Raw genomic sequence first — 23,580 nt, forward strand, 5'->3', positions numbered from 1 at the left:
ATCAACTCGCATCAATTTGAGTCATAAATCGAACAGTGTTTACCAAAGACCTCAGCAATAAAACAGATTTAAGCGCTTATTTACATAAAAAAGCAGCCTAATGACTGCTTGATATTGCTCTATCTTCAGATTTTTTCCAGATTGGCCAGACAACGATGAATGGCCCCACAGCCTGGCACGAAGTTTTTTACACCTTTTTCTTCTTCCATGCGGCAGACTTCGCTGACCAGCCTTTCTGCCACGCCACGACCACGGTTGGCCGGATGTACCACGATATTTTCCAGAATCCGGCTTTCGCCCTGTCCAGTGCACCAGATTGCCCCAATAATTTTGCTATTAAATTCTGCGCTATAAACTGAGGTATACTGTGCAAGGTTTTGCTCTAGTTGTTCCATGGCATCTGCCCCGTCGCTAAATTCCGGGCTCGTGTCATACAGTCGCTCAAGCTGGCTGCGCACTTCGTCATTTTCTAAAGAAGTATAAGCATGTACGGTGATAGGCATTGATAAACCCTCCTGAGCAATCTAATATGCGGTGACTTCGTCACGGCGAAAATATTTTCTACATCAATCATTTTGACGTATTTGAGGAACGTGTCTATGACAGATCGTATCAGTGAAGTGGTAAGAAATACCAACGAAACCAAAATTCGAGTTCGTTTGAATCTCGACGGTACTGGTCAAGGCACCTTAAACACGGGTATTCCCTTTTTAGATCATATGATTGATCAAATCAAGCGTCATGGCCTGTTTGATATTGATATTCATTGTGATGGCGACCTGGAAATTGACGACCATCATACTGTGGAAGACTGCGGTATTACGCTGGGTCAGGCATTTGCACAGGCATTAGGCGATAAAAAAGGCCTGAAACGCTATGGTCATTTCTATGCGCCACTCGATGAGTCTTTAAGCCGTGTCGTGGTGGATCTGTCTGGTCGTCCGGGTCTGTTTATGGATATTCCATTTACCCGTGCCATGATCGGCCGTTTTGATGTGGATTTATTCTCTGAGTTTTTCCAGGGCTTTGTAAACCATTCCTTGATGACGGTGCATATCGACAACCTGAAAGGCAAAAACAGCCATCACCAGATCGAAAGCGTATTTAAAGCATTTGCGCGTGCGCTGCGTATGGCCTGTGAAGTAGATCCACGTGCTGCCAATACGGTAGCTTCAACCAAAGGTACACTGTAATGACCCGTATTGCCCTTCTTGATTATGGCATGGGAAATTTGCACTCTGCGGCAAAAGCATTAGAACATGTCGGTGCCACGGTTGATGTGACCAATGATCCAAAACTGATTGCACAAGCAGACAAGATTGTTTTTCCGGGCGTAGGCGCGATGCGTGACTGTATGCAAGGCATGCACGAAGCCGGGATTGATGAAGTGGTACGCAATGCCGTATTTAACAAACCGGTATTGGCCATTTGTGTCGGCATGCAAGCCTTGATGCAGCATTCGGAAGAAAATGGCGGTACCGATGCACTGGGTATTTTCGAAGGTGCGGTCAAGCATTTTCCGGAAATGACGGGCTTAAAAGTGCCGCATATGGGCTGGAACCAGGTACATCAGGCCGATCCAGAGCATCCAATGTGGAATAATATCGAACAGGATGCGCGTTTCTACTTTGTGCACAGTTACTATGTAGAGCCACAAGATTCAGACTTGGTGGCAGCTACTTGTACCTATGGCATCGAGTTCTGTACTGCAATTCATAAAGAAAACCTGTTCGCGACCCAATTCCATCCGGAAAAAAGTCATACTGCCGGTTTGCAGTTATTGAAAAACTTTGTGGACTGGAAAATCTGATTTTCCTTCCCCCTAAAAAGCTCGCAGATTGCGGGCTTTTTTATTGATTATTTTTTACACTTTTCATTTATAAAAAATCCCTTTATCATAGACTTACTTATAAAAAATCTAATGAAAACAAAGGAAAAATAATGAGTAATACAATTCAGGATTCGGGGTGGAATGCATCAGGACGTTTTGGGCGACGTTCGTATATCGCATGGAATATGCTGCTGGGTTTTTGCTTTATGATCATCGGGATCATTGCTGCTTTCATTTTACCTGGAATGAGTCCAGAGACTTTAGATGGTAAAATGTCCATGCCTTTAATGGTGCTGTTGGTTTTGATCTACGGCGTTGCGATTTATTTTAGCGTGATTTTTTTAATTCGTCGTTTACATGACCGTAATCATAATGGCTGGCTTTCTTTACTGATTTTTGTGCCGGTCGTAAACCTTGTCTTTACACTTTACCTGTTATTGGCACCCGGTCACAACGAAAGTAATGAATATGGCCCTCCACGCACGACACGTGGCTGGGAAACGCTTTTGGTGGTGCTGTATCTGGTACTCGCAGTTATTTTGGCAGCCTTTGCTGTCCCTGCTTATCAGAATTATGTTGAACGTGCTCAACAGGCGCAGATCGAACAGAGTAGCTATCACACTGATTAATCCTTGTTAAATTTTGCATAAAGCCCATTCTTCATGGGCTTTATTTTTGCCTAGAACAGGAAAAGTGATTAAGCTGAACGCATTCATTTCATGATTGAAGTTTATGCAACAGCTGCTGGATACTTTACCAAGCAAGGAACAAATTCAGGCCTTTCCTGTATTTCAAAATCTTCCGATGCAACAGATTCAGGTGATTAATCGTCTGGAACAGTGTCATGCCCTTGCACAGGAGCTAAAAAGCCATGCAGTCCTGGGTTTCGATTCTGAATCCAAACCGACCTTTAAAGTTGGTGAGGTTTCTACCGGGCCACATCTGATTCAGCTGGCCACTTTAGATAAAGCCTATTTATTTCAAATGAATGATTCGATCTGGGATTTTCTTAAACCGATCTTTGCCAGTCGCGAGCAGATCAAGGTCGGTTTTGGCCTGAAAAATGATGCGCACCTGTTCCGTAAAAAAGGCATTGAACTGAATAGTGTGATTGAACTGTCCAAATGTTTTAAAGCTTTTGGTTTAAACAATCCGGTCGGATTAAAAAATGCCATGGCTTTGCTATTTCAAGTAAATTTTCCTAAATCCAAACGGATTAGTACCTCGAACTGGGCCAGCAAGAAGCTCAGCCCGGCACAAATTGATTATGCAGCCGCAGATGCCTACGCGCCCGTGCTGGTATTTGAAGAATTACTACGTCGGGATTTATTACCCAGAGAGATTCCCAATACTTCATTAAAATTAAGAATCCGTCCTTCATCGACGGCTTAAGCGCTTAAGTGGCGTGTTGGTTCTGGTAACTTGATGTACGCATAAAAGCTGTGATGAGCGCGTTCGATGAGAGAGCTGTGACTTTAACAGGTCTTACAGCTTCGGTTATCGACCAGCTCAGTACACGATCCGTTATGGAAAATCTGATCTCCATTCAAGAGACGGATCATTAAAATCATTAAAACGAGCAAAATAAATTACCTCACTGCTACCTATCTATGGACAGGTTTTCTTTATTCATACCGTTTAAGAGTTAGAAATTTCGACTTTATTTGCTAAGATGAATACACTCAAATTCATTCTAAAGATTAAGCAAGGAGCGAAAGCATGCTGATCATCCCTGCAATTGACCTGAAAGATGGCAAATGTGTCCGTTTAAAACAAGGTCGTATGGAAGACGATACCGTATTTTCAGACGATCCGGTCGCAACAGCACAGCATTGGGTAAATGAAGGCGCTCGCCGCTTGCATTTAGTAGATTTAAACGGTGCTTTCGCAGGTACGCCAATCCATAAACCAGTGGTTGAAGCCATCGTCCGATCTCAACCTGATTTGCCGATCCAGATTGGTGGTGGTATCCGTTCTCTGGAAACCATTGAGCATTATCTGCAAGCCGGTGTTTCTTTTGTGATCATTGGCACCAAAGCAGTTCAGGATCCTGAATTTGTTGAAGAAGCATGTCGAAAATTTGCCGGTCATATTATTGTTGGGATTGATGCCATGAATGGCATGGTGGCAACAGATGGCTGGGCCAATGTGACTGATGTCAAGGCTACTGACCTGGCGAAACGTTTTGCCGATGCTGGCGTGTCAAGCATTGTCTACACGGATATCGCGCGTGATGGCATGATGCAGGGTGTGAATATTGAGCAAACCGTGAATCTGGCGCAATACTCAGGTTTGCCTGTGATTGCTTCAGGCGGCGTGACCAATCTGGATGACGTGCGTAACCTGAAAGACCAACCGGGTATTTTAGGTGCAATTACCGGCCGTGCGATTTACGAAGGTACATTAAGCTTGCGTGAAGCACAGTTATTGCTAGATGAGCAACAGGCGCTATAATTAAGTCTGCTGTAAAAGAGGTCTTCGGACCTCTTTTTTATTTTTTTAATTTTCTGATCTCCTGGCATGTCTACACTTATTTCCAAAAATCACTCCGGCTGGATGGTAAAAGCACCGCAACTCGCCCTGATCCTGATCACCATTATCTGGGGCGGCAGTTTTATTACTGTGCAATACGGGCTAAATTTTAGCAGTCCGATTATGTTTGTCGGCCTGCGCTTTGCTGCGGCAGCGCTTGCTGTCACCCTAATTTCACTGAAGTCGCTAAAAGGCATGAACCTGAAAGAAGTGTTCGCTGGCGCGGTGATTGGCATCATGATCGCCATTGGCTACGGCACCCAAACTGTGGGCTTGCAGACCATCAGCAGCAGTGAGTCGGCCTTTTTAACCGCCTTGTATGTTCCGCTGGTTCCGATCCTGCTCTGGCTGCTATTTCGCAAAAAACCACATGTTATGACCTGGATCGGAGCGCTGTTTGCCTTTATCGGTCTGGTGTTTTTGACAGGAAATGGCTTTGCTGCGATTCAGCTCAGTTTCGGACAAACCCTGACTTTGCTTGGTTCGATTGCGATCGCACTGGAGATTATTTTTATCAGCTATTTCGCCGAGCAGGTCAATGTCCGCCGGGTCACGGTGCTGCAACTGATTTTTGCATCCCTGTTCTGCTTCATGATCGCACCTGTTTTAGGTGAATCTCAGTTACCTGGATTTCACTGGCATCTGGCAGGAATTTTAGTCGGTTTAGGCATTGCCAGTGCCTTGATCCAACTGGTGATGAACTGGGCTCAGCGCATGGTGGATCCTTCGCAAGCAGCGATTATCTATGCAGGTGAACCGGTATGGGCAGCCCTGTTTGGCCGTCTGGCCGGAGAACGTTTACCGTCACTGGCTTTATTAGGCGGATTGATGGTGGTACTTGGCGTAATTGCCAGTGAATGGAAACCAAAGTTTTTAAGAAAAGATCCAACAGAACAATTAAAACAAGATCTTTCTTAATTCTGCTAAATCCCCCCTTAAAAAAGGGGGATTTTTTCTCTGGGGAAATACGGCTAAAATTATTTGCTATACATCGGTCTATTGTCATTTAAGCGCATGATGCCGCGAATCGCCCGATACACAATCCAGATCCAGGCCAAAACCACCACCACTAAACAGAAAGCGGATGCACCAAATGCGACCCCTGCAAACAGGTCAGGATCTTCGCCGGTAAAGAACAAAAAGAAAAATGGAATAAAGGCGACGATATTCCAGAACAGATACCACCAGAAACTGCGGATCTGCCAGGTAAAATGGCTTTCAAAGATGGAACCGCGCACATCGCGCCGTTTCACATAGTTAATGATCAACGCCACGACAGCCAGCAGGCCAGCACTAAAAATGGCCACAATATATAAAATGTACAGTGCAAAAGTCAGTGTGCGGTTTGAGTCTTTATCAATGGAATAATTCACGTCCCCTCCTGGTACTTCCCCTAGATATTTAAACTATTCAATGGGGAAATCAGCCATATAATCAAAATGATGTTAAAGGCTATGGTACAAAAATATATCTGCCGGAAAGGTTGTTTTTGTGTTTTATGCCGTAATTTCTGCTGTGCCAGCCAGGCTGCCGGCCAGCCGCCCAAGAAGGCCACCAGATGCAGAGTATTTTCCGGAATACGACGATTACCCAGCTGGGCTGCTTCCTTGTCTTGCGCATAGAGCCAGTAGCTGAGCGCGTTCATCAGGCTGACCAGTAACAACACCAGTCCACTGAGTAAACTGCCCAAGGTCAAAGCCACCAAAAAAAGAATATAGAGCACACAGGCAATCTGCATCGGCTGTAATTTCTGTGCCTGCTGTGGCTTGGACGGTTTGAGTTTGGCTTGCAGACTTTTGGCTTGTGCGGCTTTCAGGTACATGACCTGCTGTGCGCGATAACGTCCGCGTTCATCCAGAATGACCAGATAATCCAGCGCACAGCCCACGATTGGACGTGGGCCAGGCTTGGCAAAGTCCTTGATATGCAGAAATACGCGATCTTTGGCTGGGTCACTAGGCTGGATAAAACCATAACCCTGATCATCAAACCATTCCACCAAACGTCCCTGATCGCGCATATCCCCTATCCCTTTTGATTTGATTGTTTAAGCGGTGACGAATTTTAAGCGTTCAATCAGCATATTACGCATTTCATCCGGATTTTTTTGCAAAATATCTTCGCCCGTCCGGCCTAATGCTGCATTACGCTGAGCCACCTGTAGGCGCATCATCCAGAACCGTCCTGCCGCCATGGCCAGATACAATTCCAGACAGGCGCGTTCATCACTGGTTAAAGAACGAATCGTTTCATAGGCATTTAAAAAGGCAATCGCTTTTTCTTCGTTTAAGATTACGTCAGGATATTCGGTACAGAAGTCATTTAACGTAATGGCGATATCAAACAACCACTCATCTTTATTCAGCTCATAAAAATCCAGAATGCCATTCAGCTGATCGCCTTCAAATAAGGTATTGTCACGGAACAGATCGGAATGAATAAAACCGCGTGGACGATCCGGATATACCGCCGTCAACGCCTCATATAAACCTAATAATTTACCGAGCAAGACTTTATCGGCCGGACTTAAACTCGGCTTGATCTCTTGAGACACGGCCAGCCAATAGGCATGATCACGTACAAAATTACGCTCTAATTTAAAGTCTTTGAGTGCCACATGCATTTTCGCCTGAGCCACTGCAATCGCTTCAACTTGTGCGACGGTAGATGGCATCGGATGTTCACCCATCAGGCGTGGTGCAATCTGTGCCGGTTTATCTTTAATGCTGTGAATGGCCTTGCCTGAATGCGACAAAGGCACAGGAACGGCCAATCCAGCCTGACCCAGATGTTCCAGCACAGGAACCAGTTCACCTGCCGCCTGCTCATCCATATCCTCAAATACTGTCAGCACATATTGCTGATCTTCGCAGACTAAAAAATAGTTGGTATTTTGAATACCGCCTTGAATGGGAATCAGATCAATCGCCTTTAAACCATAAGGCGCTGCAAAATCCTGAACTTCCTTTAAAGTCAAAGTGGTATAAACCGACATAGAAAACCTGCGAAAAAACTTACATAATTTTGCTAGAATACCGTTTCCATCTGCCAAGGTGTAGCGCTTGCGTGGGTGAGTTTCATAATCGGCTGTAATAATTGGAAAAATTTATGCTAGCTAAACGTATTATTCCTTGTCTGGACGTGGATAACGGCCGCGTGGTCAAGGGTGTCCAGTTCCTTGATATTCGTGATGCGGGTGACCCGGTCGAAGTGGCGCGCCGTTATAATGAACAAGGTGCCGATGAAATTACTTTCCTTGATATTACCGCTACACATCATGGACGCGACACGACTTATCGTACTGTAGAGCGTATGGCCGAATCTGTATTCGTACCGTTAACTGTAGGTGGTGGTGTCCGTAAAGTCGAAGATATCCGTTTATTGCTCAATGCCGGCGCAGATAAAGTCAGCATTAACTCGGCTGCGATTTATAATCCTGAGTTTGTGCAGGAAGCGTCTCAACGCTTTGGCGCACAATGTATCGTGGTGGCGATCGATGCCAAAAAAACCGGTGACCATAAATGGGAAATTTTCACCCACGGTGGCCGTAAGGAAACCGGGATCGATGCGATTGAATGGGCCGTGAAAATGGCTGACTTCGGCGCAGGTGAATTACTGATTACTTCGATGGATGCCGATGGCACCAAAGCCGGTTACGACATTGTCCTGATGCGTGCCATCAATGACCGCGTCACGGTACCGACGATTGCTTCTGGTGGTGTGGGTAATTTACAGCATTTGGCGGACGGCATTATCCATGGTGGTGCTGATGCAGTACTGGCAGCTTCAATTTTCCATTTTGGCCAGCACACCATTCCGGAAGCCAAAGCCTATATGGCAGCCCAAGGTATTGAAATGCGCCTTTAAGCCGTTTTAGATGATGATTTAATTAAAGAGTGTTTTTATAAACACTCTTTTTTTATGCCTTAAATAAAACAACACAGCAAATACGGGACAAAAAAAAGGAGTCTTTCGACTCCTTATAAAACCAAGATAAGACTACAGCACTTGGTATTCAAAATAACTCATTACACCCAGAAACATTATCAGTATGAGGCTTTGCTCACCGACAGGAGCAAATATAAGTGAAATCCACAGGACAATATTGACAATACAATCGTATTTTATTGACAAATCACGACAAAGCCCTATTTTACTCCATAACCTGCGTATTTAACTGCTTCATTACCGTATTTTTTGCAGTATTTTTTGTCATTTTAGAGGAAGCATCGGCCGATTTAACCGGAAAATATTGTTCTGCCCAGCGGTTGAGTTTTTTCGAGATCGGTGCAGGCAAGCTCAAACCTAAAGGATTCTGTTCCTGCAAATCTGCCGAGGAAATCACACGGGTACCGAGCAGATAATCAAACCAGGGCTTGGTGACGCACCAGTTGGCATCCTGATTACTATTCATATGATGATCATAATGCCAGGGCAATTTCTTTTTGGCCCATTCCGGCTCCAGATGAGCCCGGCGATGTAAATAATAATAGTTGCCTGCACCATATAAGGCAGCCAGTGACATACCTTTGGAAAAAGGATAAAAACTGAGTCCAAAAACGGTCGCGACGACTGCCAGTGAGGCAATTTCATTGCGGGTACGCCAGTTGTCCAGTCCTTCTACATAGCCGAAATCGGAGAATTCTGTTTTGCGCACAACCCGGTGGTGCTCCCAGTGTGAGCGCATACTCTCGGGTACTGGACTATAACGGCTCTGTCCCGGCCGGTGAACACCATGCAATACATATTTATGCGCAAACCATTCAAATCCATTTGCGACGACGAGCCCTGCCAGAAAACCTTTCCACATAATCTTTTACCTCTTGGTCTATTTTTAATATAGGCTAAATAAAAGACTAGATATTGACCAAAATATTCAATATGATTGACAAAATACGACAAAATAAAAGAATTAAAAATGCTGGTTCTAAAAAACTACGTAGGTTCAGTATACGGTGGTTTAGGACATTTACTTTTGGACTATTATCAGTTGAAACAGCTTGAAGTCCCTGAGAAATTATTGGCCATTCAAAATCTGGAACGCTTTGATTTCGCCCTATGGCGTGATCTGTTAACAACACTTGATCAACAGCTGCAACGACCAGCTTTAGGCCTGGAAATCGCCCAACTGGTTGAAGCTAAACACCTTGGTATTATTGGCTATCTGGCACTCTCAAGTGAGACCTTGGGTGAAGCCTTCATGCGCTATCATGATTATCATCGTCTGATTTATGATGGCGGCCTACTTCAGCTGCAATGGCAAGGCGATTATCTGTCGATTGGCTGGGTTGAAGTTCCGTTTCATCTGAATACCCAATTGACCGATGAAATCGCGATTGCGCTAATGACGGAATTCGTGAAAGCCAATGTGCAGAACCCGCACGGGGTTCAGTTATATGAAGTGCATTTCCAGCATGCAATGCCTAAAAATATTGCACTCTATGAGCAGTATTTCGGCTGTAAAGTCCGCTTTTCTCAAGCCAGAAATCAGGTATTGATGCATGTCAGTGAACTGTCCAGACCGCTGAAACAGGGCGACCAGAGCTTGCAGAAACTGCTGATGCAACAGGCCAAAGCATTGCTAGAAAAATTTCCGCACTCCACTCTCATTGATCAGCAACTGCAACAGGCAATTCTGATTGGCCTGCAAAAAAACCTGTTTCAGATCGAGCATATTGCCGAGCAGATGAATTTTTCCGTGCGTCAGTTACAACGCCATTTGCAGAAACAGGGCAAAACCTATCAGCAATGTATGCAGGAAATCCGCTGCATGATGGCGATGCAATATCTGAAAGATCCGCACTTGAGTTTGCAGGAAACTGCCATGTTACTCGGTTATTCTGAACAGAGTGCTTTTCAGCGCGCCTTTAAGCAATGGACTCAACTGACGCCGCAGCAGTGGCGCCAACAGAATATGTCAGCCGCTTAAACCACTAACATGTTGGTTTAATATACGGGCTTCAAGCAACGTTGATAATTTAAATCCCTTGTCCCTATAACCTAATAATAAATATAAAAATAAGGACTTAGAATATGGATAAATATCTTGCCGAATTGCTCGGCACATTCTGGCTGGTGTTTGGAGATATTGTGGGAGCAGAAAATTAGGCTTTTTAATAAAAACCCTCTAAAAAGCCAGGATTTCCAAATACCATTTTTCTGCATGTTTCACATGGAGCATGCAGATCATCGCGCTTAAAAATGCTTATAAAAATGGATTTTCAATTTCATCCAGATCATCACGCTGAATTTTTTCTGGCAAGTCCTGCGTGTTTTCCAGTTGTTGTACCACATCATTCAGAAAAGCCTGCAAGGCTTTGGCCACTTTCAGTCCCTGCTGATCCTTGGTGATTTGCAAGTTGCCATACAGGCTGACGCAGTCCAGATCATTTTCCAAAGTCAGATCATGAATGGCATGGGATTCGCTGCCATTTTCAAATGCTTTAAACATATCCTCTTCACCTGTCTTTGTTATTTTCAATGAACGTCTGATGTCGATGCTACCCGAATCCCGGTTTTTTCAGCAAGCTTATTTCAACAGGTGCAAAATATATTGCAACAAGGCATCAATCAGCTGTTTCACAATGGCATCTTGCGTTGCATTGTCTATCGCACCGCCAGTCGCAGAGGAGGCCGAACTGCTTGAACCGGAAGACTTAAACTCGCGTTGTAATGCCTGCAGGTTTTCTTCAGAAACCTCTTCGGCACACTGACTTTCTGCATCCCAATTAGAGTATTCAATTTTCTGGTTGGCTTTTACGGCATTTCCAGTCAGTGGCAGCTTATAGGTATTGCGTTTCTGTTCTTCGGTAAGCTGCGGGAACAGGTTAATTCCAAGCTGTTCTTCCAGATAGCAGACACTGACAATACGCACTTTCAGTGAATTGTCATTCGGTGCATAGTAAGCACCAATAGCACCGGTTTTCGGCATATAAACCGCCTTATAGACCGCGGTTGGCACAATCACGCCATTGCCAATGGTTTTCAGCTTCTTCCCGGCAAAGACCGGCCCGGTTACCACATAAACATCCTGTTTCTGCTTGGTCACAATGGCACGAGTGGCTTCTTCCAGCTCACGCCAGACTTGCTGATTATTCTTGGGCGCTTGCGGCACCATATTGGCCAATGAAAAACTGTCAGACTGCGCAGCCTTGTTAGGCATATCCGCATTCGGCGCCATATGACCGCGGTCATAACCTGAACCGCGATAATCCGCCAATGTGGCACGATGCTTCGCACTGACCCGATCTTCTTCATGAAAATTATCTTCACGGGGAATTTTCTGGCTTAAGCGTGCTGGCGTTAAGGCTTCCGCCACCCAGAGCGGCGTTTTAGATACCCCGGAATAACCAACATTAAAGCCATTAAAACACAGTGAATAGCTGTCTTTTTTCAGACTGTCTTTTATCAAATATGGTGGCACATCCCGATAAAACTGATTCAGACAGGCAGAATCACTGGAAGAGGATAGCGACACCCACTGACTGATTTTTTCCTGGCCAAAAGCGATGGCGAAGCTACTCGAAGCCACCACGCCCAGAATGACTTTAATACTATTATCATTTAAAAACTGAAAAAAAGAGTTCTTGGGTTTACGCTGCTTCTTGGCCATTCTTACACGTACTTTTTAGATCAATACAGATTTTGACCGAGCTTAACAAGCTGTATAAGTGAAGTATATCTTGGCTCTACCATTCGTTTACTAAATAAACAATAAGTATCCAAAATCTCGGGCAGTTGTAACAAACTATCTAGGGTGTGTCCTCATTTGGCTTTGCACCAAATAAATATACAGGCTATACGAATCATAGATTTATAATTGCGTGCCAGTTTATCAAATCGAGTTGCAATAGCACGGAAATGTTTTAATCTCGCAAAAGCATTTTCAACTAAATGTCTTAATTTATATAGATATTTATCAAATTCCTTATTCGATCTCTTACTGTTTGATCTCAATGGAATAATGGGAATCATATTCTTGTTCTTGGCATATATTCTAATGTGCTCAGCATCATACCCCTTATCAGCAATGAGATAAGTTGCCTCGTCTACCGTATCAATCAGTTGTTTTGCAACTTGACTGTCGTGGACGTCACCCCCAGTGATTTTAAAATCAATCGGTAATCCATTCGCGTCGGTTGCAAGATGTATTTTTGTTGTTCGTCCACCACGTGATTGTCCAATTGCTCTTTCGAAACCATGCCGAGCTCCACTTGCATGTTGATGCACGCGTATGTAACTTCCGTCAATGAATACCCATTCTTGATCCAAGACGCCTCGTAATCTAAAAAAAATTTATCCCACAATCCCTTGCTTGCCCAACGATTAAAGCGATTGTAAGCAGTTTGCCAAGGACAAAATTCTTGGGGAATATCACGCCATGTGGCGCCTGTACGCAGTTTCCATAAGATCGCTTCCATGATATTTCTACTATTCTTTGAACAGTAACAACCGTGTAATCGCATAGTATCTTGAATTTGCTGCCAGATATCATCGGTGAGAAGAGTACGTGCCATTGAAAAAATATAGAAATCAAAAGAGCTTAAAGGAGGATTTTAAGTATTTAAAACCAATTTTTCAAATGAGGACACGCCCTAATTTTATTTCTTTTTAAATGAGGTTTCTCGGTGTTTGCGTAGCTTTGTTTGGCTCAGTAGATTGAGTGTGTAAAGCTAACGGCCTATCTCAATTCGTACAATTATTAGCAATGGTGTCAATCATGAATTCCAAACTCTCTAAAGCATTAGGTTTAGGATTATTCACAAGTGTGATCAGCGTAGCTGCATTTGCTGAGCCACCGGTTCAACCAGGTGAAACACTTGAAAGCTTGTCTAAAGCTAAAATTAGTACCAAGGTGAATGGTCAGGAAGCCTCTTTAGAAAGCTTGGTGAACTCTGGTCAGATTCGTCTGGTCGATCCGCGTGCAGCAGCACCGCAACCAGCCATGCCAAACACACAGGCACCAATGCCCAATGATCCAGCAATGACTCAGGCACCAAATTCAGGTACTGTTTCTCCTCAACCACCTGTCACAGAACCAGGTATGAATGAAGCAGAGGTGCCGGCCAATCTGGTTGAACCAGCCACTGAATCAGAAGTAGAAGCCAGCACGTCTATGACGACGCCTCAACAACAACCAACACTGGAAGAACAACAAGCAGCTGTACCAGCAATGTCTGAAGAGCAACAGCAAGCAGCTATTGCTTCAGAACAACCGATGCCTGAAGCACCGCAACAAGCGGCTGTGACTGAAGCAGATGTGAGCAATGAACAAACTGAAATTGCAGCTCAATCTGATGCAGAGCCAGTACTGATGGAAGAACCTTTGAATGCTGCACCTGAAGTGCCGGCTGCGGTAGAACTCGAACAATAATCTGAAACTCATTTATTTATTGTTTCTCTCATAAAAAAACCAGAGTGTGCCTCTGGTTTTTTTTTATGCTTTTTATTTTATTTACATCTGAATCTGGGTGCCCAGCTCGACCACACGGTTGGGTGGAATTTGATAGAAATCACTGACCGGACTGGTATTGCGCTGCATAGAAATAAACAGCTTTTCCCGCCACGGTGCCATGCCCTCACCCACAGTATGCATAATCCGTTCACGTGAAATAAAGAAACTGATCTGCATCAGGTCATATTCAAAATCCCATTGCTCATAGGCCTGTTGTAAAGCTTCCGGAATATTCGGCTGATCCTTAAAACCATAATAGATAAACACCCGGTAAAAATGCTCACTCAGTTTTTCCAGTTCAATCCGGTCCTGCCTGTCAACAAAAGGAATATCCCGGGTAATCACCGTCAACATGATATTGCGTTCATGCAAGACCTTATTGTGCTTAATATTATGCAACATGGCATGCGGAACAATATTTGGTGTACCGGTCAGGAAAATGGCATCGCCTGGCACAAACTTGGTGCCTTCCCCCATCGAAATACTTTTAATAAACAGATCAATCGGCAAGGCATCCTGTTCCAGCCGGTTCAGTACCAACGCACGCCCGTCTTTCCAGGTCATGAGAATCGTAAACAGTACCGCACCAATCAGAATTGGCACCCAGCCACCCGAAGCGATTTTCAAGGACGTTGAGGCCACAAAGACTAAATCCAGTGCCAGGAATGGTACAGCAAATAACGCTACTTTCCAGACCGGCCAACGCCAGAAGCCATAGGCCAGAATCGAGATCAAAATGGTGCCGCAGAGCATGGTCATGGTCACCGCAACGCCATAAGCACTGGCCAGATTGGCACTATTTTCAAACAGTAAAATCAGGATCAGCACCGAGATAAACAACATCCAGTTAATGAAAGGCAGATAAATCTGGCCACGCTCCAATGCAGAGGTATGCTTGACTGACAGGCGCGGCAAATAACGCAATTGAATGGCTTGATTGACCATAGAAAATACCCCAGTAATGACCGCCTGTGAGGCAATCACCGCCGCTGCAGTCGCCAGTCCAATCATAGGGAATAAGGCCCAGTCTGGCAGTAGCATATAGAAAGGATTCGCCAGGGCTTCAGGACTACGCAGCAACAAGGCGCCTTGCCCGGCATAATTCAGCAATAAACATGGCAAGACAATAATGAACCAGGCCAGCCGAATCGGTAGGCGGCCAAAATGCCCCATATCGGCATAAATCGCTTCACCACCGGTCATGGTCAGAATCACTGCCCCCATGGTCAGAAAAGCCACATAAGGCTGATCGACCACAAAATGATAGGCCCAGTAGGGATTCACCATCCAGAGTACAAATGGGGTCTGGATGATGCTCCACAAACCAAAACCGCCAATCGACAAAAACCAGAGCATGGTTAAAGGCCCAAAAAATTTGCCCATCGTGGCTGTGCCGTGTCGCTGTACCATAAACAGTCCGGCCAGAATCCCTATCGATAAAGGCACCAACCACTGATTGAAAATGGGCGTGGCAATACTCAGGCCTTCAATGGCTGAGAGCACGGAGATTGCCGGGGTAATAATCCCGTCACCGAAAAATAGCGATGCGCCGACAAAGCCCAAAGCAATCAGGAATATTTTCTTTTGATCAGAGATTCGTGTGGTACGCAGGTTTAATGCCAACAGTGACATAATCCCGCCTTCGCCGTTGTTATCGGCACGCATGATTACCATGACATATTTAAAGCTGATGGTAAGCATCATGCACCAGAAAATCAGGGACAGGATACCGAGTACAGAAGCTTCGCTAATGGCGAGATGTGCGGTAAGGAAGCATTGGCGCAGTGCATACAGCGGACTGGTACCAATATCTCCGAAAACGACCCCAAGCGCAGCCAGTGTAATCACCGGAAGAGCTGCCTTTTGTGCAGTGCTTTGCATATATTGTCTTCGTTTTTTAACAAGCATTTTTGCGAATCATAGCACCGCATTAAAAGTTTTTCTGCAAATCAATTGTTTCAGCTTGGCACAGCTGGTTTTTTTCGCTATTATCCTCGGCCTATGGTGAGGTGTCCGAGTGGCTGAAGGAGCACGCCTGGAAAGTGTGTAAACGTTTATAGCGTTTCGAGGGTTCGAATCCCTCTCTCACCGCCAAATTTGATTTCTACGGGACTTTACCGTAGTGCGAAAGGCTTAAATCTAAAGGGTTTAAGCCTTTTTTTTACGCCTGTACACTACGGCGCAGTCCAGTAGTATCCCGACATCTTTGTCGGTACTTTTGACGGTATCTCATTAAAAACGACTATTAATGAGGGGAGTTTCGTTTTTTCCTGAAATTTATACCGTCAAATGAGGTTAAAAATTGGCTAAGCAATCCAACAAACTGACAGCTAAAACCGTTAAGAATCTAGCTTACGATCCTGAAAGCAGTGATCCTAGCCAAAATAATGGACAGCACTTCTGTCATTTACAGCAATAGAATAGAGTGGCATTATAGATAATCAATAGGTTGTCACTCTAATTTCACACAATTAAATCAGATTATTTATACAAATAGATAAGAGTGGCTTACAAAATTACATTAATAAGCACGAGTGCCTGAATGGTGAATTTTTTATGAAAAAATTGAGTGACGAATACTTACCTGTTAGAAAAGCTCAAACTGTTTATGGGAGTATTTCAGGAAATTATGCTTTTAGAGGTGAAAAAACCATATGGTTTGAATCGACCCTTGAGCGTGATTTCATACTTAAGCAAGAATTTAATAACAATGTGATTGATGTTATCGGTCAACCTGTAGTTATCCCCTACATCACTGAATTGGGTAATCAATCAAACTACACCCCTGACTTTTTGGTGCAGTTTTCAAGCTCGAATTGTGATGATTTTGAGGATTTCCCTGTACCTATGCTTATTGAAATTAAGCCCAAGAAAAAGCTTGCTGAGGACTGGGATAAGTTAAAACCAAAATTTAGAGCAGCTCATCGTTTTGCTGCTGATAAAGGATGGAAGTTCAAAATTATCAGTGAAACAAGATTATATGATCAGTATTGGGAAAATATTAATTTCTTAAAAAAATTTAGACGCTCTCATATAGATGCCGTTGATCAACAATTATTACTCGATACCCTACAAAAGTTAGGTCAATCAACAATTAATCAATTACCTGCTCATCTTTTTAAAGATAAAACCAATGTTCTAAAAGGGATTCACCAAGTTTGGGCACTAGTGGCAAAGCGAATGATTGCTTGTGACTTGTATTGCCCTTTAACGGCTGAAACTGTGATATGGGTTAACCAAAATGATGCGTTTGTGAGGAATATCTAAATGATTGAATCTAATGCTGTCAGTATTGATCGTAGTCGTATCACACTTAAACCCAATGTGGTTGTTGGTTATGAGGGAAACCCTTATAAAATTGTGAATGTTTTAAATGCTAATGACATTGTTATATCAAGTCTTGATTCGGTACGTAGTTTACAGGTCAATTCTAAAAGTTTGACCGTTTTTGAGGGAGAAAATACGCTAACTGAAAACCTAAACAAAGGTGATAAGGATATCAGCAATGAAGCTTGGCAGATTGCTTTACAACGTTATGAGATTATTAAGCCTTTGATTGAGTATTCAACCACTGAACTGGTTGAAAATAGAGCGAATGAATATGATGTAAATCGTTCTACATTGTGGAAGTGGCTTAGAGATTATCGTGAAAATAACTCTCTAATGACGTTGATTCCCAAAAAACGAGGTTGGACAACTGAAAAATCAAGGTTGTCACCTCAAGTGAGCAATATCATTAAACAAGCTATCAATGATGAATATTTGAATGCGAAGAAACCTAGTATTTCCAAAACGATTGAAATTGTAAAAGCAGAGTGTTCACGGCTTCAGCTTGAAGCACCACATGAAAACTCTATTCGTAGAAGAATCGAGGCTTTAAATAATTACCAAGTAACGAAAGCACGTCTTGGATCTAAAGCTGCAATAGATAAATTTAAGGCTGCTGCGGGTTCATTCCCAAATGCTGATTACCCTTTGGCATATGTGCAGATTGATCATACACCTCTAGATATTGAAATCGTGGATGACGAGTTCAGAGAAGCGATTGGAAAACCTCACTTAACCTTGGCAATCGATGTTTTCAGTCGGATGATTGTTGGATATTACCTATCACTAGAAGCACCAAGTACGACTTCAGTGGCGATGTGTATAGCATCTTGTATTTTGTCAAAAAAACGTAAGTTGATCGAACTAAATATTGATGCTGAATGGCAGGTCGAAGGTATTATGGACTCGGTGCATACAGATAATGGACCCGATTTTAGAACCAATCACATCAGTAAAGCTTGCCTAAAATATGGGATTCATTGGGAATATAGACCAATTGGTGGGGCGAGATTTGGCGGTCATATTGAACGTATGCTTGGTATTGTCAATCTTGAAATGCATGTGCTGGATGGTACAACTTTTTCAAATGTGCAGCAGCGAGGAACTTATGATTCCGCTAAACAAGCCTGTATGACATTAAAGGAACTTGAATACTATATCGTTTATTGGATTACTAAAGTTTATCATCAGAAGAAGCATTCAGCTTTAGGAACATCACCTATTGTTAAATGGGAAGAAGGTGTTTGGGGAACGAAGACGACAGCAGGAACAGGTTTGAAAGAACGTGTATCAGATGAAGATACCTTGTTTATTGATTTTCTACCTGAATTTGAAGCGACCATTCAGCGTACAGGGGTGCAGAAAGATAACTTATTCTATTTTGCAGACTGTTTAAGGCAATGGGTTAATTCTATTGATCCAGACGACAATAATCGAAAGCGCAAAAGAAAATTCTTATTTAAGCGTGATCCGAGGGATATTTCACAGATTTGGTTTTATGAGCCATTTTCTAATACCTATTTTAAAGTACCCACTGCAAAGCGAGAGATACCACCGATTAGCTTATTTGAATATAGACAGGTACAGAACTATCTCAAGAATGGGCGTCAGGATGTTCAGAATCAGGATGAGATTTACAAGGCGATTTTACATCTACGTGAGCAGCTTAATCAGGCTCGAAGCTTGACTCGAAAGCAACGTCGCTCAAACCAAAGAAAAAAGGAAAATGAAAAAGCCATTACTCAGCTATCCGAACAGAATCAGTCTAAAAAGGCTGTAGTTTCTGAAAGCCTTCAGACAAGTGATGATTTGTGGAGTACTCCTTTAACTGCATTTGATGATTTAAGGTGATGTGATGGAAAAATATGAATATCTTGCAGAGCATGTACTTGAAATCATGCAATTAAGCGATAGTGAACGGATTGAGACATTATTCACTGATCGGTGGATTGGCTATAAGAAAGCCCACTCTATTGTAAACAAGACATTTTTATCTTTTATATTCAATGGCTTATTTTCCTGCTAATTGGTAATACCATGAAAAATACCATGCTCAGAAAAGGCTTAACAATATTTTGAAAAATTGCCTACTGAGCGCTGCCGCACAGCTCCATAGGCCGCTTTCCTGGCTTTGCTTCCAGATGTATGCTATTCTGCTCCTGCAGCTAATGGATCACCGCAAACAGGTTACTCGCCTGGGGATTCCCTTTCGACCCGAGCATCCGTATGAGACTCATGCTCGATTATTATTATTATAGAAGCCCCCATGAATAAATCGCTCATCATTTTCGGCATCGTCAACATAACCTCGGACAGTTTCTCCGATGGAGGCCGGTATCTGGCGCCAGACGCAGCCATTGCGCAGGCGCGTAAGCTGATGGCCGAGGGGGCAGATGTGATCGACCTCGGTCCGGCATCCAGCAATCCCGACGCCGCGCCTGTTTCGTCCGACACAGAAATCGCGCGTATCGCGCCGGTGCTGGACGCGCTCAAGGCAGATGGCATTCCCGTCTCGCTCGACAGTTATCAACCCGCGACGCAAGCCTATGCCTTGTCGCGTGGTGTGGCCTATCTCAATGATATTCGCGGTTTTCCAGACGCTGCGTTCTATCCGCAATTGGCGAAATCATCTGCCAAACTCGTCGTTATGCATTCGGTGCAAGACGGGCAGGCAGATCGGCGCGAGGCACCCGCTGGCGACATCATGGATCACATTGCGGCGTTCTTTGACGCGCGCATCGCGGCGCTGACGGGTGCCGGTATCAAACGCAACCGCCTTGTCCTTGATCCCGGCATGGGGTTTTTTCTGGGGGCTGCTCCCGAAACCTCGCTCTCGGTGCTGGCGCGGTTCGATGAATTGCGGCTGCGCTTCGATTTGCCGGTGCTTCTGTCTGTTTCGCGCAAATCCTTTCTGCGCGCGCTCACAGGCCGTGGTCCGGGGGATGTCGGGGCCGCGACACTCGCTGCAGAGCTTGCCGCCGCCGCAGGTGGAGCTGACTTCATCCGCACACACGAGCCGCGCCCCTTGCGCGACGGGCTGGCGGTATTGGCGGCGCTGAAAGAAACCGCAAGAATTCGTTAACTGCACATTCGGGATATTTCTCTATATTCGCGGTTCAGCAGGCATGTCCCCTTTGAGGGCGACCCGACGACAGGATAATCGACCTTATGGTGCGCAAATATTTCGGCACAGACGGTATTCGTGGCAAAGCCAACGAAGGCGCGATGACGGCGGAAACCGCCTTGCGCGTCGGCATGGCGGCTGGCCGTGTCTTTCGTCGCGGTGACCACCGCCATCGTGTCGTGATCGGCAAGGATACGCGCCTGTCGGGCTATATGCTTGAACCCGCGCTCACAGCCGGTTTCACCTCGATGGGCATGGACGTATTCCTTTTTGGCCCGCTGCCGACAACGTATAGGAAGAATAAACGCCCTTTTCACCCAAGTCCAACAGCTTTGGACCGCAGTTGACTCTTTCGACACCCCTGCGATGCAACCCAATCCGGCTGACGGGGAGCCAGCAACGCTGAAAATTTACCCTCCTCTTTCCCACTAGCGGCTCCTTTTCCGACAACCAGCACGGCGGATCCCTGCCGCGGCGCTGTGAACGCAGCATTTTGATTGGTATCGTTGGCCTTCAGGCTCGTCAGTCAAACAGACCCAGGAGCAGCTCAGCCGGTGGCGCCCGGCTTTCGGGTAACGCCCTGGTCCCGCTGGTTTCGGCTTTGTGCTTCAGGTGATCAAGGATCTGCTTGATCACTATAGGGTCTTCAATGCAGGCGATGACTTTCATGGCGCCGCCGCAGCCGCTGCAGGTCTCGATGTCGATATTGAAAACACGCTTGAGCCGTTGCGCCCATGTCATCGACGCTCGCCGTTGTGCTGGTGTTGCCGGTTCATCAGCCACCCTGACCTTGTTGCCCCTGCCCCGTTTTGCCGGCGTGACCAACGCCCGGTGCCGACTGTTGGGTGCGAACACCCCGTGGAAGCGGGTTAGGTTGACTCTGGGCTTCGGTACCAGGGCGGCCAGCCTTGCAATGAAATCCAATGGTTCGAAAATGACGTGCGTGGTGCCGTCCCGGTACGGCGTCTTGAGCTGGTAGCGCACGTTGCCGCCTCGTGTTAACGACAGCCGCTTCTCGGATACCGCCGGGCGGCTGATGTACCGGCACAGCCGTTCGAGCTTCTTGCGTTCATCGGCCCTGGCCGCCACGCCGGCGTGCAGGCTGGACCCGGCTACCTTGCCAATCCCGTCACCGAACGGATCACCACTGGTCGGCAGAGTTTGCAAAGTGAACACCTTTCGCCCCGCCTGTGAACCGACAGCGATACGGTAAGTGATCGAGTGCCCCAGCAGGGGTGTCATCGGGTCGTCATCCACCGCATCCGAGGCCAGATAGCTGTTTTCGACATCCCGTTCCAGCAGGCCTTGCCGTTCCAGATAGCGACCCACCCGGTGGGCGATGGTGTGCGTCAGCTGGGTGAGCTCTGGGCTGGTCGGCGCCTTGACCCAGCGGAAACGCGCTGAGCCGTGGGATTGCTCGACATACACACCGTCGAGAAACAGCATGTGGAAGTGAACATTCAGATTGAGCGCCGATCCAAAACGCTGGATCAGGGTGACCGCGCCCGTCTTGGCCACTTGGTGGGTATGGCCCGCTTTCTTGACCAGGTGCGTGGCAATGACGCGGTAAACGATGCCCAGCACCCACCCCATGATCTCGGGCCGGCTGGCAAACAGGAAACGCAGCTGAAACGGGAAGCTCAACACCCACTGACGCATGGGTTGTTCAGGCAGTACTTCATCAACCAGCAAGGCGGCACTTTCGGCCATCCGCCGCGCCCCACAGCTCGGGCAGAAACCGCGACGCTTACAGCTGAAAGCGACCAGGTGCTCGGCGTGGCAAGACTCGCAGCGAACCCGTAGAAAGCCATGCTCCAGCCGCCCGCATTGGAGAAATTCTTCAAATTCCCGTTGCACATAGCCCGGCAATTCCTTTCCCTGCTCTGCCATAAGCGCAGCGAATGCCGGGTAATACTCGTCAACGATCTGATAGAGAAGGGTTTGCTCGGGTCGGTGGCTCTGGTAACGACCAGTATCCCGATCCCGGCTGGCCGTCCTGGCCGCCACATGAGGCATGTTCCGCGTCCTTGCAATACTGTGTTTACATACAGTCTATCGCTTAGCGGAAAGTTCTTTTACCCTCAGCCGAAATGCCTGCCGTTGCTAGACATTGCCAGCCAGTGCCCGTCACTCCCACTCGATTGTAAACAAGCACACAAAACCCTTTAGTGACAACAATTTGCAAGAACTATCAGGCTCAGTGCCATGAAAAATACCATGACCAGATCATGAGGTTGAACACGGCTTGCGCCGGCAGCGTTCACGCTCCTGGTCGGCGATCTCGCCCGGCTGCAATGCTAGCTCAGCATCGGTCATGCGCTCCAGCACGTCGCGTAGGCGGATGGTGCAAGGAATGGGCGGCAGCTCGAACTCATAGCCGCCGGCGATCATTTCGGCCGCAATCTCCTCGGTGATGAAAAACGGCTCGTCGTCTTGGTTCGGCTTCTTCATGCCCTTTCCTCCTGGCGCTCATCCTGGCCGACAGCGGCCAGGGCATCGGCTTCCGTCAATGCGTCCTCCACGAACGCGCCGTGCTGCTTCGCTTCGGCCTGGCTGACCTCGGCCCATATCCGTTTCACCTGGGCCGCACTGTACCCGGCCAGCTCGGCGGTCTTGTTGATGCTGTAGCCGGACTTGCGCAGCGCGACAACTTGGGCGCGGCGCTTCGGATCAGCACGGCGGCCCTTGTACCGCCCGGCCTGGCGGGCCAACTCAATGCCTTGGCGCTGGCGTTCGCGCCTGTCCTCGTAGTCGTCGCGGGCCATCTGCAAGGCCAGGCGAAAAAGCATGATCTGCACGGCTTCCAGCACGATCTTGGCGACGCCCTGGGCCTCGGCCGCCAGGTCGGATAGATCGACCACGCCAGGGACGGCCAGGCGTGCGCCTTTGGCCTGTATCGAGGCCACCAGGCGCTCGGCCTCGGGCAAAGGTAGGCGGCTGATGCGGTCGATCTTCTCGGCAATGACCACCTCGCCGGGCTGTAGGTCGCCGATCATGCGCAGCAGCTCAGGCCGGTCGGCGCGTGCGCCGGATGCCTTCTCACGGTAGATGCCGGCGACGTAGTAGCCGGCGGCCTTCGCGGCCGTAGTGATCGCCTCTTGGCGTTCCAAGTCCTGCGCGTCGGTGCTGACGCGCAGATAGACCCGCGCCACCATCGGCGCGGCTACTGGCTTCGTCCTGCGCATACTTGCGGGCTCCTTTGGGCATACTCAAATGCACCCATCTTAAACTGGCAGGCCAATTTATCACATATCGATCTAAATGCGCCTAGCTCATTTTTACAGCTTAAATGAGCTATTGAGCACACTCCAT

General features: G+C 46.4%; 25 protein-coding genes, 1 tRNA gene and 1 pseudogene. 15 read left to right on the forward strand and 12 right to left on the reverse strand.

All coding sequences use genetic code 11. The annotated features are described in order from the left end of the window. Nucleotides 1-125: 125 nt before the first annotated feature. A complete protein-coding gene (locus tag F890_RS15400) occupies nt 126-503 on the reverse strand; it encodes a GNAT family N-acetyltransferase (RefSeq protein WP_004278652.1) in 378 nt (125 codons plus the stop codon). A 96-nt stretch (nt 504-599) separates the two neighbouring features. Between F890_RS15400 and hisB the strand changes: the two genes are divergently transcribed. The 6 genes from hisB (at nt 600) to F890_RS15430 (ending at nt 5,281) form a co-directional block, all read left to right on the forward strand. Continuing rightward, nucleotides 600-1,193 carry an imidazoleglycerol-phosphate dehydratase HisB gene (gene hisB, locus F890_RS15405; RefSeq protein ID WP_004729244.1) on the forward strand — a complete coding sequence of 198 codons (594 nt, stop codon included), beginning with the start codon at nt 600-602 and terminating at the stop codon, nt 1,191-1,193. Beyond that, entirely contained in the window at nt 1,193-1,810 is a 618-nt protein-coding gene (gene hisH, locus F890_RS15410) for an imidazole glycerol phosphate synthase subunit HisH (RefSeq protein WP_005105403.1), read from the forward strand. The genes hisB and hisH overlap by 1 nt, the downstream gene beginning before the upstream one ends. Nucleotides 1,811-1,941: 131 nt before the next feature. After that, nucleotides 1,942-2,460: a DUF805 domain-containing protein gene (locus tag F890_RS15415; RefSeq protein ID WP_005105402.1), complete on the forward strand. Its 519-nt coding sequence runs from the start codon at nt 1,942-1,944 to the stop codon at nt 2,458-2,460. Nucleotides 2,461-2,563: 103 nt separating this feature from the next. Beyond that, nucleotides 2,564-3,223: a 3'-5' exonuclease gene (locus tag F890_RS15420; protein WP_005105400.1), complete on the forward strand. Its 660-nt coding sequence runs from the start codon at nt 2,564-2,566 to the stop codon at nt 3,221-3,223. 327 nt (nt 3,224-3,550) lie between these two features. After that, the gene (hisA, locus tag F890_RS15425; protein ID WP_004278658.1) at nt 3,551-4,285 is read left to right on the forward strand and encodes a 1-(5-phosphoribosyl)-5-[(5-phosphoribosylamino)methylideneamino]imidazole-4-carboxamide isomerase; all 735 of its coding nucleotides are present in this window, start codon (nt 3,551-3,553) and stop codon (nt 4,283-4,285) included. A 66-nt stretch (nt 4,286-4,351) separates the two neighbouring features. Continuing rightward, nucleotides 4,352-5,281, forward strand: a complete 930-nt coding sequence (locus tag F890_RS15430; RefSeq protein ID WP_005105399.1) for a DMT family transporter — start codon at nt 4,352-4,354, stop codon at nt 5,279-5,281. Nucleotides 5,282-5,340: 59 nt separating this feature from the next. Here the strand turns inward: F890_RS15430 and F890_RS15435 are convergent, their stop codons facing one another. From F890_RS15435 to F890_RS15445, 3 genes are read right to left on the reverse strand one after another with little or no spacing between them, the layout of a single operon-like run. Continuing rightward, nucleotides 5,341-5,736, reverse strand: coding sequence for a DUF4870 family protein (locus tag F890_RS15435; protein WP_005105397.1), 396 nt, complete (start codon nt 5,734-5,736; stop codon nt 5,341-5,343). Between the two features lie 20 nt (nt 5,737-5,756). After that, nucleotides 5,757-6,383 carry a DUF1294 domain-containing protein gene (locus tag F890_RS15440; protein WP_005105395.1) on the reverse strand — a complete coding sequence of 209 codons (627 nt, stop codon included), beginning with the start codon at nt 6,381-6,383 and terminating at the stop codon, nt 5,757-5,759. Between the two features lie 27 nt (nt 6,384-6,410). Further along, nucleotides 6,411-7,358, reverse strand: a complete 948-nt coding sequence (locus F890_RS15445) for a homoserine kinase (protein WP_005105394.1) — start codon at nt 7,356-7,358, stop codon at nt 6,411-6,413. A gap of 113 nt (nt 7,359-7,471) precedes the next feature. Here F890_RS15445 and hisF point away from each other — a divergent pair, with 113 nt between their 5' ends. Next, nucleotides 7,472-8,230 carry an imidazole glycerol phosphate synthase subunit HisF gene (gene hisF, locus F890_RS15450; protein WP_005105393.1) on the forward strand — a complete coding sequence of 253 codons (759 nt, stop codon included), beginning with the start codon at nt 7,472-7,474 and terminating at the stop codon, nt 8,228-8,230. A 286-nt stretch (nt 8,231-8,516) separates the two neighbouring features. Here the strand turns inward: hisF and F890_RS15455 are convergent, their stop codons facing one another. Next, nucleotides 8,517-9,173: a sterol desaturase family protein gene (locus F890_RS15455; RefSeq protein WP_005105392.1), complete on the reverse strand. Its 657-nt coding sequence runs from the start codon at nt 9,171-9,173 to the stop codon at nt 8,517-8,519. 108 nt (nt 9,174-9,281) lie between these two features. Here F890_RS15455 and F890_RS15460 point away from each other — a divergent pair, with 108 nt between their 5' ends. Then, nucleotides 9,282-10,292 (forward strand): AraC family transcriptional regulator, encoded by a 1,011-nt coding sequence (locus tag F890_RS15460; RefSeq protein ID WP_005105389.1) that lies wholly within the window; start codon nt 9,282-9,284, stop codon nt 10,290-10,292. 276 nt (nt 10,293-10,568) lie between these two features. Here F890_RS15460 and F890_RS15465 read toward each other — a convergent pair whose 3' ends face one another. The 3 genes from F890_RS15465 to F890_RS18320 all read right to left on the reverse strand — a co-directional run bounded on the left by F890_RS15465 (nt 10,569) and on the right by F890_RS18320 (nt 12,879). Next, a complete protein-coding gene (locus F890_RS15465; protein WP_005105385.1) occupies nt 10,569-10,814 on the reverse strand; it encodes a hypothetical protein in 246 nt (81 codons plus the stop codon). A 78-nt stretch (nt 10,815-10,892) separates the two neighbouring features. Next, nucleotides 10,893-11,975, reverse strand: a complete 1,083-nt coding sequence (locus F890_RS15470; RefSeq protein WP_005105384.1) for a DNA/RNA non-specific endonuclease — start codon at nt 11,973-11,975, stop codon at nt 10,893-10,895. A 152-nt stretch (nt 11,976-12,127) separates the two neighbouring features. Continuing rightward, nucleotides 12,128-12,879, reverse strand: a protein-coding gene (locus tag F890_RS18320) for an IS5 family transposase (RefSeq protein WP_370981754.1) whose coding sequence is annotated in 2 segments (ribosomal slippage) — nt 12,128-12,645 and nt 12,645-12,879 — 753 coding nt in all. Because the reading frame shifts where the segments join, the coding sequence is not laid out codon by codon here. A 203-nt stretch (nt 12,880-13,082) separates the two neighbouring features. On the opposite strand from F890_RS18320, the gene F890_RS15480 reads away from it, so the two are divergent. Further along, the gene (locus tag F890_RS15480; protein WP_005267606.1) at nt 13,083-13,736 is read left to right on the forward strand and encodes a hypothetical protein; all 654 of its coding nucleotides are present in this window, start codon (nt 13,083-13,085) and stop codon (nt 13,734-13,736) included. A gap of 81 nt (nt 13,737-13,817) precedes the next feature. Here F890_RS15480 and F890_RS15485 read toward each other — a convergent pair whose 3' ends face one another. Beyond that, nucleotides 13,818-15,698: a potassium transporter Kup gene (locus F890_RS15485; protein ID WP_005105382.1), complete on the reverse strand. Its 1,881-nt coding sequence runs from the start codon at nt 15,696-15,698 to the stop codon at nt 13,818-13,820. Nucleotides 15,699-15,820: 122 nt separating this feature from the next. Between F890_RS15485 and F890_RS15490 the strand changes: the two genes are divergently transcribed. The 6 genes and pseudogenes from F890_RS15490 to F890_RS15515 all read left to right on the forward strand — a co-directional run bounded on the left by F890_RS15490 (nt 15,821) and on the right by F890_RS15515 (nt 20,615). After that, nucleotides 15,821-15,911, forward strand: a tRNA-Ser gene (locus F890_RS15490). Nucleotides 15,912-16,373: 462 nt separating this feature from the next. Beyond that, entirely contained in the window at nt 16,374-17,084 is a 711-nt protein-coding gene (locus tag F890_RS15495) for a heteromeric transposase endonuclease subunit TnsA (protein ID WP_000736393.1), read from the forward strand. Continuing rightward, complete coding sequence (locus F890_RS15500) at nt 17,085-18,995, forward strand: Mu transposase C-terminal domain-containing protein (protein WP_000573066.1); 1,911 nt, start codon at nt 17,085-17,087, stop codon at nt 18,993-18,995. 4 nt (nt 18,996-18,999) lie between these two features. Then, nucleotides 19,000-19,125, forward strand: a pseudogene (locus tag F890_RS18670) (transposase); the annotation flags it as partial. Between the two features lie 285 nt (nt 19,126-19,410). After that, the gene (gene sul2 / locus F890_RS15510) at nt 19,411-20,226 is read left to right on the forward strand and encodes a sulfonamide-resistant dihydropteroate synthase Sul2 (RefSeq protein ID WP_001043260.1); all 816 of its coding nucleotides are present in this window, start codon (nt 19,411-19,413) and stop codon (nt 20,224-20,226) included. Nucleotides 20,227-20,312: 86 nt separating this feature from the next. Continuing rightward, on the forward strand, nt 20,313-20,615 hold the full coding sequence (locus F890_RS15515) for a phosphoglucosamine mutase (RefSeq protein WP_000251875.1): 303 nt from the start codon (nt 20,313-20,315) through the stop codon (nt 20,613-20,615). A 175-nt stretch (nt 20,616-20,790) separates the two neighbouring features. Here F890_RS15515 and F890_RS15520 read toward each other — a convergent pair whose 3' ends face one another. From F890_RS15520 to F890_RS15530, 3 genes are all read right to left on the reverse strand, one after another. Further along, nucleotides 20,791-22,284, reverse strand: a complete 1,494-nt coding sequence (locus tag F890_RS15520; RefSeq protein WP_001120888.1) for an IS91-like element ISCR2 family transposase — start codon at nt 22,282-22,284, stop codon at nt 20,791-20,793. A 210-nt stretch (nt 22,285-22,494) separates the two neighbouring features. Further along, a complete protein-coding gene (locus F890_RS15525) occupies nt 22,495-22,719 on the reverse strand; it encodes a hypothetical protein (protein WP_000743213.1) in 225 nt (74 codons plus the stop codon). Continuing rightward, nucleotides 22,716-23,453: a recombinase family protein gene (locus F890_RS15530; RefSeq protein ID WP_001366550.1), complete on the reverse strand. Its 738-nt coding sequence runs from the start codon at nt 23,451-23,453 to the stop codon at nt 22,716-22,718. Before F890_RS15530 ends, F890_RS15525 begins: the two co-directional genes overlap by 4 nt. Nucleotides 23,454-23,580 lie beyond the last annotated feature (127 nt).

This window comes from Acinetobacter sp. CIP 64.7 (assembly GCF_000369745.1).
In the GTDB taxonomy this organism is placed as follows: Bacteria; Pseudomonadota; Gammaproteobacteria; order Pseudomonadales; family Moraxellaceae; genus Acinetobacter; species Acinetobacter fasciculus.